Below are 18,339 nucleotides of genomic sequence, written 5' to 3'. Positions count from 1 at the left end.
CTGGTTAATGCTGAGAATCAGTGGGCGAATCTCTTTTGGAGCGTCGTCTTCAAGCGGCTGAAGGTCATGAGAAGAGCGGCGGCGTTACGGTATTAAGCGGGGCTAATCCACGATAGATCGCCAGTAGAGCGATGGTGATAGCAAGAATTCCGGCAACAATCGTCAACCCGGTGAGTGTCACCATAAAGTCATTGGTAAGCGTGTAGCGCGCCTCTTTGGACTCCGCAACGATCACTTCAATATTGATGTTCTCGCGGCCCCGGCTAAAAGGAAACGTCAGGGCGACGGCGCGTAGCTCGTTGCCCGCGTACGTCACGTCGTAAAAAACCGGCTCAGAGAGGTCAGTAGGCGGGTCGCCCAAGCCTTGAAAGCCAGCAATCATATCGCCGTCTACTTCCTGCATCCGATAGAATATTTTGCCTTCACCACGACTACCTAGGGTGCTAATACTAAAATAGTGCATATTAATGCGTAGCGCGCCGTCTACCGTGTAGATGCGTCTTTCCAAGCGCTCGGCGGCATTGAGCAGCATATCGTCGAAGGTTTCGTTAATCTGGCGTGTCAGCAATAGATAGCTTGAAAGAAGCGCCAGAAATGCCAGGGCAGTAAACGGTAAACCAATCCACAGCAGCAGGCGGCTTTTTATCGATTTGATAGCAAGCATATCAAGCGTCGGATTCCTGGTTGGGGGCTTCTTTGGGGGCCAGGTAATAGCCTAAACCGCGGACCGTTTTCAAGCCGAAGTCGTAGCCAATTTTCTTGCGGATGCGTGAAATATAAGTCTCCACCGCTGCATAACTGACCGGCTCGCCCATAGTGGAAAGTCGATCAATAATCTGGTCCTTACTGACGAGTCGATTTTGATTAATCATCAGATATTCCATTACTTCCAGCTCTCGACGGTGCAGCGTTACAGGCTGGCCATCAATTCTTAGCTCCATTGCGTCGGGTAAAAATGCCAGACGGCCACAGCTAAGTGTTTCACCACCAAAATGCTTGGCACGCCGGACCAGTGCCCGGGCTCGGGCTACTACTTCATCAAGTGAGAAGGGCTTGCAAAGGTAGTCATCTGCGCCCTCTTCAAGCCCTAAAATGCGTTGGTCCAGCGTGTCTCTGGCGGAAATAATCAGCACGGGGATAGTGTTCTGCTGATGGCGCAGTTTGCGTAGAAGGCTAATGCCATCCAATTCAGGCAGGCCCAAATCCAATACCATCAGATCGAAACCACCCTGCACGAGCATGGGGAGTGCGTGTGCGCCGTCGTTAGCGACGGTGATGTTGAATCCTGCCTCGCTAAGTGCTGTGGCCATCGAGCGCGCTAAATTGTCGTTATCTTCTACTATAAGCGCCTTCATGTTGAATCCTGCGGGTTAGCCCTCGGGCTGATATTTGTACCCTACTCCATACACCGAACGAATGATCTCCTGCTCGGGGAGGGCTTCGGTGATTTTTTTGCGCAGCTTTTTAATATGGCTGTCGACGGTGCGTTCAGAAACAATCCGGTTGTCTCGGTACATATGGTCCATTAGCTGCTCACGGCTAAAGATTCGTCCAGGTGACTGCATCATTACTCGCAGCAGCTGAAACTCAACCGCGGTGAGGCCCAGGTCATGGCCGTTGGCTAGCGCCTGCCAGCCATCGTCATTGAGGGTCACCGGGGTTGAAACCGCTGCCTCAGGGGTGTGGGCCTGTTCGGCAAGTGCTTGGCTGCGGCGTAGTACCGCTTTCACGCGGGCGACTACTTCGCGGGGGCTGAAAGGTTTGCAAATATAGTCATCGGCGCCCAATTCCAGTCCTAGCAGGCGGTCTACTTCCTCCACCTTGGCGGTCACCATAATAATTGCGATAGCAGGCCACGCCTGACGTATTTCCCGGCAGAGCGTCAAACCATCCTTGCCGGGCAGCATGACATCCAAAAGCACCAGCGTGGTGGGGTGCTGCTGCAACCAGGGTATCACATCGTCGCCATGGCCCAGCGTTGCAACATTAAAACCGTGAGAGCTTAAATAATCATCCATGAGGCGGGCAATTTTGGGCTCGTCCTCAACAATCAATAGCGGGGCGTCTTGAAACATGGCGGACTCGCTTGTCATTAATGGGAAGTCAGTAACGGAAAACGTAAGGTCCAGCAAAGCCCGCCTAGCGGCGCATTGGATGCCTCAAGCGTTGCACCATGCGCAATCACCAAGGCGCTTGCAATGGATAGCCCAAGGCCACTACCGCCGCTTGCCCGATTGCGTGACCCTTCAACACGGTAAAGGCGCTCGGTCAGCCGGGAAAGCTCACTTTCCGGTACGCCCGGTGCGCTATCCTGCCAAACAATCACCGCGTGGGCACGCTCAATGTTGAGCGTTACTTGAAGTTTGCCCGGTGCATCGGTGTAGGCGCAGCTGTTATCCAACAGATTATTCCACAGCTGATGCAGTCGCTGGGCATCACCTCGAATCATTACGTCGGGGGCAATGTTCGTCGTCAGCGTAAGGCCGCTGCCATTGAGCCAGCGGTCCGCATCTTCAAGGCGGCTGGCCAGGCTGTCGCTAAGGTTCATGGGGGCCAGATGAATATCAAGCGCGCCAGCATCGCTTTGCGAAAGCAGGCGTAAATCGGCGACCAGGTGCTCAAGTTGGGCAACTTCCTGTGCCAGCGAGCTGAGGTTTTCCTGATTTAGTGGGCGAATACCGTCCTGCATGGCCTCAATCTCTCCACGTAGCACGGCCAAGGGCGTGCGCAGTTCGTGGGCGGTGTCGGAGACCCAGCGTGCACGGGCGTCACGGTTGGCTTCTAGCGTCGCCGCCAGCACGTTGAAATCCCGCGCCAAACGGGCAAGCTCATCCCGACCACGTTCAGGTAGGCGAGTATGGTAGTTACCTTCGGTAAGCCGCCGCGTGGCGATAGCCAGTGCCCGCGTACGTCGACTTAACCACCACGAGAGCCCGGCGGCCAGCAGCAGCGATGCTAGTCCAATCGAGATAACAATAATGACCAGATTGCGCTGTTGCAGCTCTAAAAAGCGATTTTCCATGCGCTCCATCATCTGCTGAGGAGGGCGAAACCCTAACGAGCCAATGGCCTCGCTGTCGCTGTGAAGCGTGAGCCAGCGCCAATCGCCGGGGCCCATGCGGCCATTCATGGGCGGAATCACAAACTCACCGTTTGGCGCACGCAGCGCAAAATCCTGCGCTTCGCCCAAGGGTGAGGGGCGTTCACGATGCTCCTGACCCAGTTCAAAGCGCACGATATGCGGCCAGCGTTCCGGGTTGTGTTCAAGCCAGCGCCAGTCCTGTTGGGTCTCCCAGCGGGTAATCAAACCATCGGCCAGCAGCATGGCACGGCGTTCCTGGGCCTGGTTTAAATAATCGATAAAACCACGGTCGATACTGTAGGAAACGGCTAGAAACATGGTGGCGGAAATGGCCACGTTAACGCTGAGTATGGCCGAGAACAGCTTTAGTCCTAGCCGCGAAGGGCGCCAGGTGGGCAAGGTAACGGCCATTAGGAGGCGCCCTCCTGAAGAGGTTGCCGAGGCATGCTAAGTCGCTCGCGCCAGTTCTCCAGGCCCAGGTAAAGGCAGGGCACCAGTATCAGCAAAATGGCCGTCGCGAAGATCATGCCAAAGCCCAGCGAGATCGCCATGGGGATCATAAAACGCGCCTGCCGCGAGGTTTCCAGAATCATGGGCGCCAGGCCCAGAAAGGTGGTAAGCGTGGTCATCATGATAGGCCGCAGGCGCCGGGTAGCCGCCGCCACAATGGCAGCGCGTGGCGCCATCCCTTCGCGCCGCTTGCGGTTGGCGTAATCAATCAGTACCAGCGCATCGTTAATCACCACGCCGGAAAGCGCCAGCATGCCCAGCAAGCTGATAATCGAAAGCCCAAACCCCATAATCATGTGGCCCACCACAGCACCAACAACGCCAAACGGAATGGCCGCAAGTACCAGCAAGGGCTGCAAATAGCTTCTGAAGGGAATCGCCAACAGCGCGTAAAGGGCGGCCAGCATCAGCCACATGGCGGTGCGAAGGGCGGCCAGGTTGTCGGCGGTATCCTGCTGGCGACCGCCCAGGCTGACCTCAAGCCCCGGCCAAGAGTTTGTAAGCGTTGGGAACACGTCTTCTTGAAGGGTGGCCAGCACCTGGTTAATGGTTTGGTCGCCCTCTGAATCCGCCGTCACGGTGATAATGCGCCTGCCATCAATACGCTGCAGGCTGCTTGAGGCTTGGCTTAAGGTAATGTCTGCCACGCGAGAAAGCGGCACGCTAAGCCCGTCGGGCGTGCGTACGGGCATGCGGTAAAGTTCGTTTAAGCTCGCGCGGTCGGTTTCGGGCAGGCGTACCTCTACGCTGATCTCGCTACGCCCCACAAACTGCTCAACCGCCGTGGCACCTTGTAAAGGTCCGCGCAGTGCCTGGGCCAGGTCGCTGCCGGTCAGGCCCAGCGCTCGGCCTTCTGCGGAAAGGCGCATTTCAAGCTGGGGTTTGCCATCGCCAATCCCGCTGTCAATATCGGTCAGCCCATACTCACCAAGCACTTCGGCCAACCGGGCAGCGGCGGCTTCCAGCACTTGGGTGTCGGGGTGAGATAAGCGCAGGCTAAGCGCAGCGCCGCTGCCGGGGCCACCAAAATCTGACTCAAAACGTACCGACTGAGCGCCAATTAAATCCCCTGCCAGCTCGCGCCATTCACCTGCAATACGTGAAGGCGGCCAGGCGTCCAGGCTGCTACTTGCGATATCGAGCCGTACCTGCAGCTCTTCGCCATCCAAGCGGCTGCGCGTGCTGCTAAAGGCTAGCGTCTCTTCGCGCTCGCTCAACTGCTGGGCGGCGTCCAGTAGCTGTTGGCTAAGCTCTCGGCTAACGCTGATATTGGTGCCAATCGGCAGCGTTACCGTTGCTTGAACCTGATCGGATTCGGCACGCGGCATGAGTGAAAAGCCCAACCGTCCACTCATGGACCACGCCAGCACTACCACCAGCACCGCAACCCCGATGGCCACACTCAACAAGCGTTGGTTAAGCGCGCGCTGAAGAAACGGCTCAAACTGATGGTATGTGAAGTGATGCAGCCCGCCCTGCAGGCGCTGGCGCAACGCTTCCAGCGGCCGCTGCCAGGCCGGTGTTTCACGCGGTTTACGGCTATGTGCCAAGTGGGAGGGGAGGATAAACAGCGCTTCGGCCCAGGAGATCAAAAACACTGTGACGACCACCACGGGCAGAGTGGCAAACAGCATGCCCAAAAAGCCGGGTAAAAACAGCAGGGGCAGAAACGCCACGATATTCGACAAAATGGCAAAGGTGAGCGGAACGGCAATTTCACCTGCCCCTTTTACCGCCGCATCGCGCAGTGAGTAGCCTTCCTCACGATAGCTGTAGATGTTCTCGCCCACCATGATCGCATCATCCACCACGATCCCCAGCGCGATAATGAAGGCGAACATCGACATCATGTTCAGCGAGACGCCGATCCAGGGCAGAAATAGCATGGCGCCCAAAAAGGCCGTAGGAATACCCAGCGTGACCCAAAATGCTAGCCGCGCTTCAAGAAACAGCGCCATGAGCACCATCACCAGCGCCAGGCCCATCCAGGCATTCTTTAGCAGCAGGCTTAAGCGGTCTTCGTATATTTCCGAGCTGTCGCGTGCAACGTCCAGGCTAACGCCCGGCGGTAGCCCCGCTCGCAAGCGCTCCAGTTCGCCGTAGACCGCCTCGGAAATGCTGGTCGGGGTTTGGTGGCCAATTTGATAGATGTTGACCGACAGGCCCGGCTCGCCATTATAAAACTCTTCACGATCCGTTTCGGCAAAGCCGTTGCTTACGCGGGCGATATCACCCAGCAAAATGGGCGTGCCCTGGGCAGTGGTAAGGATTGGCAGGTCGGCAAACTCGGCGGCGCTGTTGCGTCGGCCTTGGTAGCGCACCAGCCATTCGCCTTCAGCCGTGGTGAGTTGGCCGCTTGCCAGGTCCAGCGCTTCAGCTCCAATGCGGCTGGCAAGCTGCTGATGATCAAGCCCGTAGCGCTCAATAGCTTCTTCATCCAAGTGAATCTGGATCTCGCGCTCGCGATTACCCGAAAGCTCGGCGCGTGAAATACCCTCAGCGGCCTGCAGTTCAGCGCGCACATCCTCGGCGGCGTCGTGAAGGGCGGCAAGCCCAACCGAGCCGTAAACCTGAAGGCTGACCACACTGCGCGAGCCGCCCGCTAGCGTGAAGCGGGGCGGGTCGGCGGCACTGGGTAGGGTAGTGATGGCATTGACTGCCTGCTGAATATCCTGATAAACGCGCATCACATCGACGCCGTCAATCAGCGTCGCGCTGACCATACCGCTGCCTTCACCAGCGCTGGAGGTCAGCTCGTCAATACCTTCTACATTCGATACCGCCGCTTCAACGGGAAGTAGTAGGCTCTGCTCGACATCTTCTGGCGTGGCGCCGGGGTAGCTGATGCTGACCTGAACAATTTCAATTTCAAACTCAGGAAAGACCTCTTTTTTAATCGCGAGCGATGCCATAAGGCCCCCCACGATAAACAGCAGCATCAGCAGATTAGGCGCAACGCCATGGTCAATCATCCAGGCAAGCGGGCCGCGACGCATTAGCTGCTCTCCTCATCACGGGTGGGCGCATCGTTGCGCGAGCGAACGCGAACCTGTTGTCCTTCCTGGGGTTGGGCAAGTCCTGAAGTGACAACGCGCTGACCAGCCTCTAGGCCGCTGCGCACCAGCGCTTCATTTTCACCCCGATAGGCAAGCGACACCGTTGTGCTGTGTAGGCGGTCTTCATCGTCCACCCACCAAACGCGCTCGCCCGGGCGTAGCGCCGCTGAGGGCAGGGCAATCAGGTCTTCCTGCGCCTGAGTTTGGAAGGCTATTCGCATTACATCGCCCAAGCGCAGCGCGGGGCCATCGGTATCCAGCGCCAATGGGTCATTCACCGCAATCAACAGCTGTGCCTGAAGTCCGCTCTCTTCCAAATTAGGTAAAATCGATATCAGTGCGCCTTCCCGCGAAGCACCTTCTGGCCAGCCCCGGCTGGTAATCGTGACCTGACTACCCGGCGCCAGCCATTCAAGTGCATCGCCGGGCAACGAGGCGCGCACCCAGAATTGCTCAACACCGACCAGGTTAATCACCTCGGTTCCTTGGCTTAGCAGGCTGCCAGCGCCCACCAAGCGCTCTTGCACCATCGCCTTCCACGGGGCGGTCAGCGTTGCGCGCTCAAGGTTGAGCGCTGCCTGGTCGCGTATCACACGTGCCTGAGTAAGTTGAGCCTGGGCCTGACGCAGTTGAGGCTCGCGCAGAACCAGCGAGCGTCGCTCGGGGGAAAGCTGGCGCCCAAACGACTCGTACTCACTACGGGCGCGCTGCTGTTCGGCATTTTCAAGCGCCACCTGTGCTTGGGCGTTGCTTAGCTGGGCCTCGGCGTCTTCCAGGGCAAGGCGCAAATCGGCCTGGTCGATATACGCAACGGGCGCACCTTCCTCAACGACCTGGCCTGGAACAACGCCCTCTCCAAAGCGTTCCAGCTGACCTGCCACGCGGCTGGCCAGCAGGGTTGTCTGCTCGGCTTCTACTCGCCCAAAGCCGCTCAGTAGAGGCGATTGGGCGCTCTGTTCGACTGTCATGACATTGACGACAGGCGGCGTGGGTGGCGGGGGAGCACGCCGCTCAATACGCGGCGGCTGGTTGATAATCCACCAGGCGCAGGCTAAGCCGATGGCAAACACCAACAGGGCCAGCACGGCGCCTAAACGGACACGGCCTTGTTGCATCGAGGAGAAAGAGTCATGAGGTTTTATTAACACGGAGTACCCGTTGCAAGAGCGAAAACGTAGTAAAAGCGAAAATTCCGGTATAAGAAGCGTATCATGCTAGCATCACGCACTGGCTCGCAGAGATTAGGTAAGCATTATGAAAATAGCGTGCAACTCTTCGCTAACCTAAACGCCTGCGACTTATCACGACACCTATTTCTCATAAATACCGTCCGGCCGATGAGTCTTGTGCAAGCGTATGAAAAACACCGCCACCCGCGATAAGTTAATTGATACTGGTGCTGAGCTGATTACCCAACAAGGGTATAACGCAACGGGCATCAATGCCGTACTTAACGCCTGCGGCGTGCCCAAGGGGTCGTTTTACCATTACTTTTCCAGTAAGGAAGATTTTGGCCTGGCGGTGATTGAGCGGTTTGCCAACGACTATGATGCTAGTCTGGTCGCTCTGCTTGAAGATCCGATGACACCCCCTCTTGGCCGCCTGAAGCGCTACTTTGCCACCAGCCGCGCTTATATGAGCGAGCGCGACCATGCGGCCGGTTGCTTGATCGGCAATTTAGGACAGGAGATGGCGGGGCAGAGTGTTCGCTTTCGCGAGGCGCTTAATCACGCGTTCCTGCGCTGGGAAGCACGTTTTGCTCACTGCCTGCAGGCAGCCCAGGCCCAGGGGGCTCTCACTCAAGCACTGGACCCTCAACAGCTGGCAAGCTTTATTCTTTCAGGCTGGGAAGGGGCTATTCTACGGGCCAAGACCCTGAAGTCGGATGCTCCCATGGAAGTGTTTGAAAAGCTGCTGTTCGAGCAGGTGCTGACGTCGCCAGTGACTGATTAACCCTTCAAACGCCCCTGCTTTGATGCACTAAGCGAGTGGCATAAGGTGGCGCCCCGAGTGGAAGGCAAAGTGCTGCCTTGCGGCCACTATGTTGCTAAAGCCTTCCCTGAGGTGCTGCTATGCGAAGCATGGGCGTTTCTGCTCAGTGCTGAATAAGCGCTTAACGAGACTTACCAAGACGAAGCGGGTCAAAAACTGGATAATGGGTGGCAATTCGCCGAGGGCTCTGTTTTCAACCGCCCAGGCACACTCATTGCTCTGGATGCCCGCTCATGGAAATCAAAGTCAACTATCTCGATAACCTCCGCCTCGAGGCCAAGTTCGACGACTTCACCGTTATTTCAGACCAGCCGATTCGCTATAAGGGCGACGGCTCGGCGCCTGGCCCGTTTGACTACTTCCTGGCGTCATCTGCCATGTGCGCCGCCTACTTTGTGAAGGTGTACTGCAACGCGCGGGATATCCCTACCGAAAACATCCGCCTCTCGCAGAACAATATCGTCGACCCGGAAGACCGCTACAAGCAGATCTTCAAGATTCAGGTCGAGCTTCCCGAAGATATTTCCGAGAAAGATCGCCAGGGCATTCTGCGCTCGATTGATCGCTGCACGGTCAAGAAGGTCGTTCAAACCGGCCCCGAGTTTCAGGTCGAAACCGTCGAGAATATCGATGAGGATTCCCAGGCGCTGTTGATGGGCGCCCCGGAAGGCAGCGAGCGCACCTATATCGAGGGAAAGGATTTACCCCTTGAAGATACCATCGCCAATATAAGCGCGCTGCTGGCTGATCTTGGCATGAAGATCGAGATCGCCTCCTGGCGTAATATCGTGCCTCATGTCTGGTCGCTGCATATTCGCGATGCGGCCTCGCCCATGTGCTTTACCAACGGCAAAGGTGCCACCAAAGAGAGCGCACTGTGCTCGGCGCTGGGCGAGTTTATTGAGCGCTTGAGCTGCAATTTCTTCTACAACGACCAATTCTTCGGTGAAGAAATCGCCAATAGCGACTTCGTGCACTACCCCAATGAGAAGTGGTTTAAGCCCGGGCCCAACGATGAGCTGCCCACTGAAATTCTCGATGAGCACTGCCTGGCGATCTACAACCCGGAAGGCGAGCTGTGCGGCTCGAATCTGATTGACACCAACTCCGGCAATGAGGCGCGCGGCATTGTCTCGCTGCCCTTTGTGCGTCAGTCGGATGGCGAGACGATCTACTTCCCCTCCAACCTGATCGAAAACCTGTTCTTGAGCAACGGCATGAGCGCGGGCAACACGCTGGTGGAAGCTCAGGTGCAGTGCCTGTCAGAAATTTTCGAGCGAGCGGTCAAACGAGAAATTCTGGAGCAGGAAATGACCCTGCCAGATGTACCGCAAGATGTGCTGGCGAAGTACCCAAATATTGTTGAAGGCATTAAGGCGCTTGAGGCTCAGGGCTTCCCTGTGCTGGTAAAGGACGCCTCCATGGGCGGTCAGTTCCCGGTGATGTGTGTGACCTTGATGAACCCGCGCACCGGCGGCGTGTTCGCCTCCTTCGGCGCCCACCCAAGCTTTGAAGTGGCGATAGAGCGCAGCCTGACCGAGCTTTTACAGGGGCGCAGCTTTGAAGGCCTGAACGATCTGCCGCTGCCAACGTTCAACTCGCAGACTGTGTCCGAGCCCAACAACTTTGTTGAACACTTTATCGACTCCTTTGGTGTGGTTTCTTGGCGCTTCTTCAGTGCCAAGGCGGATTTCGAGTTCAGCGAGTGGGATTTCTCCGGCACCAACGAAGAAGAGGCCGAAACGCTATTCGGCCTCTTCGAGGAGTTGGGGGCCGAGGTATACATGGCGGTCCATGAGGATCTCGGTGCGCCGGTGTGCCGTATTCTGGTGCCGGGCTACTCTGAGGTGTATCCGATTGAAGACTTGATCTGGGATAACACCAACAAGGCACTTGATTACCGTGAGGATATTCTCAATCTGCATCAACTCGAGGATGACCAGCTCACCGATTTGGTCGAGCGCCTCGAAGAGAGCCAGATGGATGACCACGTCGATATCACCACCCTGATCGGCATTGAGTTTGATGAAAACACGGTATGGGGCCAGCTCACCATTCTGGAGCTTAAGCTTCTGGTCTACTTGGCGCTTGGCCGTCATGAAGAAGCACTTGATTGTGTGCAGATGCTGCTGCAGTACAACGACAACACCGTTGAACGTGGTCTCTTCTACCAGGCGATGAACGCGACGCTGGAAATTGCCCTGGACGACGAGCTTGAAATCGACGACTACCTGCCCAACTTCCAGCGCATGTTTGGCGAAGAGACCATGGCGGCGGTTGTCGGCTCGGTGGAAGGCAGCGCGCGCTTTTACGGTCTGACGCCCACCAACATGCAGCTTGATGGTTTGGAGCGTCATCAACGTTTGATTGAAAGTTACAAGAAGCTTCACGTCGCGCGGGCGGCAAAAGCGGGCGCTTAATCGCCTCCCGTTTTCACTTATTCAATGGAAATGCATGACACCGATGATATTCAGCACTCCCTTGATGACCGCAGCGCTAACGTTCGTATGCACCTAAACAGCAAGCTGGAGAGCTACAGCACGTATTAAACGGGAGTAGTTTTAAAACGCTGTGGGGGTAGCTCACAGCGTTTTTTTAGCGTGCAATAAAGCGTCAAAGCGAGAGAAAAAACAGAATCAAAGGGGGCGAGAGCAGCGAAAGAATAAACCCGCTAACCACCGCGATGGGCACGCAGGCGACGCCGCCGTGCTGTTGAATTACAGGCAGGGTAAAGTCCATTGACGTGGCACCGCCGTAGCCAATGGCAAGGGCGGTGTGGCGGTGGATCACTAGCGGAATCAAAATAAACGCCAGGAGTTCCCGGGAAAGGTCGTTAAAAAACGCCACGCCGCCCATTAGCGGCCCTAGCTGGTCGCCAATTAAAATGGCTGAAAGCGAATACCAGCCGAAGCCAGATGCCATGGCGAGCCCTTCATTCCAGCTAAGCGAGAGCAAGGGGGCGGCAGCCAATCCCGCCAGTAGCGAGCTAATGGCCAGCGTTATCGCAATCGCAAGCCCTAGCCGGTTGAGCAGAATTTGCTTAAGCGGCATGCCGGAGTTGCGTAGCTGACAGCCGATCAGCACTAGCAACGCGTAAAGCACCCATTCAGCTAACAGGTCTGCGGCGGTAAAAAGCGTCTCGCCTAGCCTTGGGCCCAGCAGCAGGCCTGTAATAACGCCGACCGCCACTACGGCCAGCAAGAGTAACGAGCCTTGCATGGCGGCCAGCTTACTGGTCGGTGCGTTTTTAACGACAGGTGAATCCCCCGTTTGTAGGGCTACCCGGCGAGATAGCCACCACAAAGCGGCCAGGTTAAACGCCGTGGTAATGCTAAACAGCAGCAAGGCATTGCCCCCCAGCCGCGAAAGCTGGCTGGTTAGATTTTCAAGCCCGGCAAGACTTACCCCCATGAAGAGCAAAATAAGATAAACCGAGCCGCTAACGGCACGGTTGATCAATTGCTGGAGGTAAGGAGAGCGAATGCGTAATAAATAGCCCACTATCAGAGGCAGAAGAACAATCAATAATCCAGACAGCATGTAGGGTGTGGCGCCTTAAGGGTTAAATTGAGTAAGCCTAATGCGGGTTTGGCGGCGACCCTCTTTTTGATACTCCGCCGAGACAATCAGGCCGGGCCAGTCTGGGTGAAAGTTGATTTCCAGATGGCGGTCGGGCTTTTCGATATCCGTCAAAATGACCTGCCGCACCTCAAACTCACCAGCGGGCACGTTGACGATGTGCGTGCCTGGTGTGGCGTAGTACTGGAGGTGCTCATCTCGGCCGCGGTGGTCAACAAAATCGAGATCACAGGGTGCGCTTTGTGTACATGTTTCATGGCCTACACGCCGAGAGAGATCAACCAGCGCGGCTTGACGATCAAGCGCCGCAATATCGCTATCGGTTAACCGGTAGCTGTCGCCTACGCCAAGAAGCGAGTAGCTGCTGCTAAAAAGCAGTGAACGGACGGCGTCCTCACCCACTGAAAAGCGGCTGTACTCCTGGCCGCTGACTATGGCCAATGAAAAGCGCATATCGCTTAGCCAATGCTGGCCTTCCTGGCTGAGCGTATGGGTAATCGTTGCACTGGGCCAGTTGCGGGTTTCCAGCCGGTATTGCGCTTCAAATGGCACTATGTCTGCAAGAGTGCTGGCGGCTTCTTCGCTTGCATTGACCGGTACAGCGCTGAGTAATAGCCAAGCGGTGCCCAGTAGTATACAAGCCGATACAACATTAAAACGGGCGAGTCGCATCCTGATTCTCCTTATGAGCAAGCAGTCCCCGCTAGCTAGCGCTGTTTGCAAATAAACCCAATAAGCTGAGCCGTCTTGGGTTCAAAGGCCTGCTTGCATATCTGTCATGCATTTCCATGGCCTGGCATATATTTCGAGCGCCTTTAGTGGGTATCTTAACATTTGATGCGCACGTGATGCGGTCGGTGTATCACTATGAAAGAAGCGCCCCCGCTGCGTGCAGACAGCGGCGCCCATGCTGGTTTTAACGGACTTAGTATCCTTGTGTGGGGTTAACCGTAGGCAGGTCTTCACCCGCCTCAAAGGCATGCAGGTAGGCAATGACCTGGTCAATCGCATCGTTCACCGGGGTGGGCGCTGCCATGTGGGGGGTGACGATGACGCGCGGGTGCTGCCATAAGGGGCTTTTAGCGGGCAGCGGCTCTTCACAAAAAACATCCAACAACGCGCCGCGCAAGTGGCCTGGCATAGCGTTATCACCCAGTGCCTCAAGAAGCGCCTGTTCATCAATCAAGCTGCCTCGGCCTGGGTTGATCACGCTGGCGCCCTTGGGCAGTTTGGCGAGCCGTTCGGCGTTAAGAATACTCCGTGTGGCGGAGGTGTCGGGCAGGATAGTAACCACGCTCTGCACTTGGCCAAGAAGCTTGTCCAGTCCTTCCTCACCATGTAGGCACTGTACACCTGTGATGGTTTTGGGTGAACGACTCCAGCCCAGCACCGGAAATCCCGCTTGCTGCAAGGCGCTGGCAACGTGCGCACCGATAGCGCCGAGGCCGAGTACACCTACTGGCCAATCAGCTTTATCTGCCAAGCGTTGCGGCTGCCATTCAGCGTTGGCTTGCTGAGCGGTGTAACAGTCCATACTGCGGTAAAAATGTAAGACGCCATACAGTACGTAGTCGGCCATTGGCTCGCTCATGCCCGCATCGCGCAGCTTCACGATGGGGACATTGGCGGGCAGCCCTGGCGTGCCGAGTAAGTAATCTACTCCTGCGCCCAGGTTGATGATGCCTTTAAGCCGAGTCTGCTCTTTCAAGAGATACGCAGGGGCTTTCCATACCGCAAGATAGTCAGCATCTTGTCGTGCCTCTTCGGGAGCGTCGCTGGTCACGACCGTTGCGTTAGGAAGCGCTTCGGAAAGGGCGTCGCGCCATTGAGTGGCATCATCGGTGTGCACAACAATTTTCATTTCGGCTCCTGCGTGGTGAATGGGTGTCTCTCACTCTATTTATTTATCATGGGGAGGTTGTCTGCACGCTGCAAGTTATAACGTGCCACGATAGAACGAAGCGTTTGGCCTACATTGATCTCCGTGTGGTGGAGAGCTACCGGGGTGGCCGTACGTTGGCGCATTTTCAGCAGTTGGTTGAAAACAAACTTGAAAATGAGCCGTTGATTGGCCCCGGTGAGCGCGCGGTGCTGAAGCTTTTGCGTGGCCGGTTAAGAGAGCCGGCAACATGAGTTAAATAAAGGCTTTGACCCGCAACCACGGGGTGGTGCTAGTATCGGGCTAAGACGACATTGGCAAGCCTTCCATGGCGGTAGCCTGGTCGCCCTTGTGCCCCGTTGCTTGGCGTAAAAAACGCGCACCGGTTCTTGGTGATCTTTGATGGTGAGTTGCCCGATGACTCAGGTTTCCCTGCCCTTCACGCGTGAAGAGTATGCACAGCGCTTGTGGAAGGTGCGTGCTGAAATGGCCGGCCGCGGCATTGATGTATTGATCGTCAGTGATCCGTCGAATATGGCATGGCTGACCGGCTACGACGGCTGGTCATTCTACGTCCACCAATGTGTGCTGGTTGGCCTGGAAGGCGAGCCGGTATGGTTTGGGCGTCGTATGGACGCTAACGGCGCGCTGCGCACCTGTTGGATTGACCCAGTTAATATTACTTATTATCCGGATTACTACGTTCAAAATCCGGATATGCACCCGATGGATTATCTGGCGCAGTCGATCTTGCCTGATCGCGGCTGGCATACCGGCGTCGTGGGGATGGAGATGGATAACTACTATTTCACCGCCAAAGCCTACCAGAGCCTGCTACGCGAGCTGCCCCACGCGCGCTTTATTGACGCCAATGCGCTGGTGAACTGGTGCCGGGCAATCAAGTCGCCTCAGGAAATCGCCTATATGCGCATTGCCGGCAAGATTGTTGAAGGCATGCACTCGCGTATTCTGGAAGTCATCGAGCCAGGGCTTCCCAAGAGTAAGCTGGTCTCGGAAATTTACCGGGTGGGGATAGAAGGCTTTTTCGATGAAAATGGGAAAGTGTATGGCGGTGATTACCCTGCCATTGTCCCCATGCTGCCAACCGGTAAAGATGCCGCTGCTCCACATTTGACTTGGGACGATACGCCGTTTCGTGAAGGCGAGGGCACGTTCTTTGAGATTGCCGGAGTATTCAAGCGCTATCACGCGCCCATGTCGCGCACCGTATTTCTGGGACGACCGCCGACCGACTTTATTCGCGCTGAATCAGCCCTTCTGGAAGGTATCGAAAACGGCCTGGACGTTGCTAAGCCGGGAAATAGAACGGCGGATATCGCCATGGCGCTGGGGGCGGCGATGGATAAATACGGTTTTGACCGCGGTGGCGCACGCTGCGGTTACCCTATCGGTATTTCGTACCCACCGGACTGGGGCGAGCGCACCATGAGTTTGCGTCCTTCGGATGAGACCATCCTGCAACCCGGTATGACCTTTCATTTTATGCCTGGGCTTTGGGTGGAGGATTGGGGGCTGGAAATTACCGAAAGCATCCTGATTACTGAAACAGGCTGCGAGACGCTGGCCAACTTTCCACGGCAGTTATTTGTTAAATGATGATAAGTCGTTAAAGAATAAGCCGTTATAACTGATTAAGGAGTCGTTATGACCCTGCGACCAAGCCCGATTTCCGCGACTGTCGACTTTGATGCTGACGGCGTGCAGCACGGTTTTTTAAAGCTGCCCATCTCCACCGATATCTCGGCCTGGGGGGCGGTAATGATCCCGATTACCGTGGTGAAAAATGGCGAAGGCCCCACAGCGCTATTAACCGGGGGCAACCATGGCGATGAATACGAGGGGATTACTTCGCTGCTCAAGCTTGCCAATGCGCTCACCGCAGAGGACGTCAGTGGGCGGGTGATTATTGTGCCGTGCATGAATACGCCCGCCGTTATGGCCGGCAAGCGGACATCGCCGATGGATAAGGGCAATCTTAACCGCAGTTTCCCCGGTGACCCCAACGGCAGCGTAACGCTGCAAATTGCCGACTACTTTACCCGCGTTTTGGTGCCCATGAGCGATGTGGTACTGGACCTACACTCCGGTGGCCGCACGCTGGATATTCTGCCGTTTGGTGCTTCTCATGTGCTGGATGATAAAGCCCAGCAACAGGCCGCGCTGGAAGGCGCCAAAGCGTTTGGTGCGCCTTACGCCATGGTGATGTTTGAGCTGGATGCCGAAAAACTCTTCGATACTGCTTGCGAGCGCCAAGGCAAGGTGTTTGTGGCCACAGAGCTTGGCGGTGGTGGCACCTCCACGCCACAAAGTATGGCGATTACCGAGCGCGGCGTACGTAACTTTCTGACCCATTACGGCCTGCTAGAGGGCGAGGTGGATATGCCGCAAGGCGGCCAGGTCTATCTCGATATGCCTGACGCCAGCTGCTACGTACAGAGCCAGCACTCCGGCGTACTTGAGCTTTGCGTGGCGCTGGGCGATGCCGTGACCAAAGGGCAGGTGTTGGCTTACGTGTACGATATGACCCGTACCGGTAGCGAGCCGGTTGCCTACCGCGCCGAACGCGATGGCATTTTGATGGCCCGGCGCGCCCCGGCCCTGGTCAATATGGGGGACACCATTGCGGTGATTGCCGATGTCGTCGACCGCCTGGAGGCATAGCCCAAGGCATGATAAAACTCGACCGTTTTGATCTTAAAATTCTCGATATCCTTTCCCGTGATGGGCGGATCACCAAATCCAAACTGGCCGAGGCGATTAATCTCTCGGTCAGCCCCTGCTGGGAGCGGGTTAAACGCCTGGAAAAAGCCGGGGTCATTCAGGGCTATACCGCGCGCATCAATGCCGATGTACTGGTGCCGCGCAACCCTGTGTGGGTGCAAATTGAGCTTACAGCCCACAACGCCGCAAGCTTTGCGCGCTTTGAAGCTTTGGTCATGGATACGCCAGAGGTCACCGAATGTGTCGCCGTCGGTGGTGGGGTTGATTACCTGGTGAAGTTTGAAGCTCGCACGATTGATAGCTACCAGCGTCTAATGGATAAGTGGCTGGTCTCTGAGGCGGGCATTGAGCGTTACTTCACCTATATCGTGACCAAAACGGTTAAGCGTCAACCGATTGGTATTGATGTGGAGGGTACAGGCGTTGTGTGACGGATCAGCCTATACTTAACAGTAAGTGATTAAGTTACTGAGTTGCCCATTTCTATAGTGCTACTGAAATGTCGCTCACGGACCCGGTTTCGACCTTCATGTTTTGCGTCATATAACGCCTGATCAGCCGCCTGAATCAACTTGTTGAGCTCATCCACAGGAGGAGCAGGGCTAGTACACACCCCCGCACTCACGGTAACGATGCCAAAGCTTGACTGAGTGTGGGAAATGGTAAGGTTGGCGACGTTTGCCCGTATACTTTCAGCCAGTATTAAAGCGTTATGCTTAGTGCCATTACGTATTGAGCGTAAAACCAGAAATTCTTCGCCCCCAAAGCGGCACACGATATCCTCCGATGTACACACGTCGCGAATAGCCTCTGCAACTGCTTGTAGACAGCGGTCTCCCCCCGCATGCCCATAGTGATCGTTAAATGCTTTGAAATAGTCCACGTCTACAATCACAACAGCAATATGTTCTTGTGAAGCGCATTTTTGTAATAGCAATGCTGAGTCCCGGGCGAGGCCTCTACGGTTAGATAGCCCTGTTAGCGGATCTATATTGGAAATCCGTTCCAGGTCTGCATTGCGTTCAGCAAGTTCGGAACGTAACAGGTCAGTATTAATATTCTGCAGGTATAGGCGTAGCGACTCAGCGGAGAAACGATAGTTGGCCATTAACGTCAGCACTACAGCGGGGATGCCAAACGCCAAGTGGTTGACCACGTACTCAAGATTAGCGCCGGGCAGAAACCAGATAGTGGTGTAAAGGCAAACGCACACAAATAATGAGCCATAGATGCTGTATTCAAACGGCGGCGTCAGAACAATGGTAAGAACCAGTTGGAAAATCAGGCCAGCATAAAAATAGTGAAGCACGCGTGGATTTTCCGATCCCAACAGCGCTATACACCAAACCGCCGTTCCCAAAACGACGACCACTACGCTTGCAAGCTCTTTACGGCGAATGGATGCGGGTCGTTTGTAATAGGCAAACAAGAAAATGGTAAGTGGTCCAATAATTAATATGTGTAACAATAGAGATCTAAAGGTGATATCGGGCAGTATA

The 18,339-nt window shown here is 55.8% G+C and carries 16 protein-coding genes; 6 read left to right on the top strand and 10 right to left on the bottom strand.

Going from position 1 to position 18,339, the window contains the following annotated elements:
* Window positions 1–64: 64 nt before the first annotated feature.
* Genes ACT3T7_RS16860 through ACT3T7_RS16835 form a run of 6 tightly spaced genes read right to left on the bottom strand, consistent with a single transcriptional unit; the run spans window position 65 to window position 7,763 of the window.
* A complete protein-coding gene (locus ACT3T7_RS16860; RefSeq protein WP_444631660.1) occupies window positions 65–664 on the bottom strand; it encodes a sensor histidine kinase N-terminal domain-containing protein in 600 nt (199 codons plus the stop codon).
* Between the two features lies 1 nt (window position 665).
* Complete coding sequence (locus tag ACT3T7_RS16855) at window positions 666–1,355, bottom strand: response regulator transcription factor (protein ID WP_193057162.1); 690 nt, start codon at window positions 1,353–1,355, stop codon at window positions 666–668.
* A gap of 15 nt (window positions 1,356–1,370) precedes the next feature.
* The gene (locus tag ACT3T7_RS16850; RefSeq protein ID WP_172117464.1) at window positions 1,371–2,075 is read right to left on the bottom strand and encodes a response regulator; all 705 of its coding nucleotides are present in this window, start codon (window positions 2,073–2,075) and stop codon (window positions 1,371–1,373) included.
* 17 nt (window positions 2,076–2,092) lie between these two features.
* Window positions 2,093–3,493, bottom strand: a complete 1,401-nt coding sequence (locus tag ACT3T7_RS16845) for an ATP-binding protein (protein WP_444631659.1) — start codon at window positions 3,491–3,493, stop codon at window positions 2,093–2,095.
* Window positions 3,493–6,588 carry an efflux RND transporter permease subunit gene (locus tag ACT3T7_RS16840; RefSeq protein WP_444631658.1) on the bottom strand — a complete coding sequence of 1,032 codons (3,096 nt, stop codon included), beginning with the start codon at window positions 6,586–6,588 and terminating at the stop codon, window positions 3,493–3,495. Before ACT3T7_RS16840 ends, ACT3T7_RS16845 begins: the two co-directional genes overlap by 1 nt.
* Window positions 6,588–7,763, bottom strand: coding sequence for an efflux RND transporter periplasmic adaptor subunit (locus tag ACT3T7_RS16835; protein WP_444631670.1), 1,176 nt, complete (start codon window positions 7,761–7,763; stop codon window positions 6,588–6,590). Before ACT3T7_RS16835 ends, ACT3T7_RS16840 begins: the two co-directional genes overlap by 1 nt.
* 241 nt (window positions 7,764–8,004) lie before the next feature.
* On the opposite strand from ACT3T7_RS16835, the gene ACT3T7_RS16830 reads away from it, so the two are divergent.
* A complete protein-coding gene (locus ACT3T7_RS16830) occupies window positions 8,005–8,601 on the top strand; it encodes a TetR family transcriptional regulator C-terminal domain-containing protein (protein ID WP_444631657.1) in 597 nt (198 codons plus the stop codon).
* A 272-nt stretch (window positions 8,602–8,873) separates the two neighbouring features.
* Entirely contained in the window at window positions 8,874–11,060 is a 2,187-nt protein-coding gene (locus ACT3T7_RS16825) for an OsmC domain/YcaO domain-containing protein (RefSeq protein ID WP_444631656.1), read from the top strand.
* Between the two features lie 193 nt (window positions 11,061–11,253).
* Here ACT3T7_RS16825 and ACT3T7_RS16820 read toward each other — a convergent pair whose 3' ends face one another.
* From ACT3T7_RS16820 to ACT3T7_RS16810, 3 genes are all read right to left on the bottom strand, one after another.
* Window positions 11,254–12,180 (bottom strand): lysine exporter LysO family protein, encoded by a 927-nt coding sequence (locus tag ACT3T7_RS16820; RefSeq protein ID WP_444631655.1) that lies wholly within the window; start codon window positions 12,178–12,180, stop codon window positions 11,254–11,256.
* Between the two features lie 15 nt (window positions 12,181–12,195).
* The gene (locus tag ACT3T7_RS16815; protein ID WP_444631654.1) at window positions 12,196–12,891 is read right to left on the bottom strand and encodes a hypothetical protein; all 696 of its coding nucleotides are present in this window, start codon (window positions 12,889–12,891) and stop codon (window positions 12,196–12,198) included.
* Between the two features lie 253 nt (window positions 12,892–13,144).
* Complete coding sequence (locus ACT3T7_RS16810) at window positions 13,145–14,080, bottom strand: 2-hydroxyacid dehydrogenase (protein ID WP_444631653.1); 936 nt, start codon at window positions 14,078–14,080, stop codon at window positions 13,145–13,147.
* A 104-nt stretch (window positions 14,081–14,184) separates the two neighbouring features.
* Between ACT3T7_RS16810 and ACT3T7_RS16805 the strand changes: the two genes are divergently transcribed.
* The 4 genes from ACT3T7_RS16805 (at window position 14,185) to ACT3T7_RS16790 (ending at window position 17,271) form a co-directional block, all read left to right on the top strand.
* The gene (locus ACT3T7_RS16805) at window positions 14,185–14,352 is read left to right on the top strand and encodes a hypothetical protein (RefSeq protein WP_444631652.1); all 168 of its coding nucleotides are present in this window, start codon (window positions 14,185–14,187) and stop codon (window positions 14,350–14,352) included.
* Between the two features lie 163 nt (window positions 14,353–14,515).
* Window positions 14,516–15,715, top strand: coding sequence for an ectoine hydrolase DoeA (doeA, locus tag ACT3T7_RS16800; RefSeq protein WP_172117472.1), 1,200 nt, complete (start codon window positions 14,516–14,518; stop codon window positions 15,713–15,715).
* Window positions 15,716–15,763: 48 nt separating this feature from the next.
* The gene (doeB, locus tag ACT3T7_RS16795; protein ID WP_193057171.1) at window positions 15,764–16,780 is read left to right on the top strand and encodes a N(2)-acetyl-L-2,4-diaminobutanoate deacetylase DoeB; all 1,017 of its coding nucleotides are present in this window, start codon (window positions 15,764–15,766) and stop codon (window positions 16,778–16,780) included.
* An 8-nt stretch (window positions 16,781–16,788) separates the two neighbouring features.
* Complete coding sequence (locus ACT3T7_RS16790; protein ID WP_193054438.1) at window positions 16,789–17,271, top strand: Lrp/AsnC family transcriptional regulator; 483 nt, start codon at window positions 16,789–16,791, stop codon at window positions 17,269–17,271.
* A 29-nt stretch (window positions 17,272–17,300) separates the two neighbouring features.
* Here the strand turns inward: ACT3T7_RS16790 and ACT3T7_RS16785 are convergent.
* Window positions 17,301–18,339: GGDEF domain-containing protein (locus tag ACT3T7_RS16785; RefSeq protein ID WP_444631651.1), on the bottom strand; the 1,039-nt coding region annotated here is incomplete at its 5' end.

It is taken from the genome of Halomonas sp. 111 (assembly GCF_052379685.1).
Lineage (GTDB): Bacteria > Pseudomonadota > Gammaproteobacteria > Pseudomonadales > Halomonadaceae > Vreelandella > Vreelandella citrativorans.
Note: the sequence above shows the minus strand (reverse complement) of the source record. Positions and strands in the feature narration are given on the sequence as shown.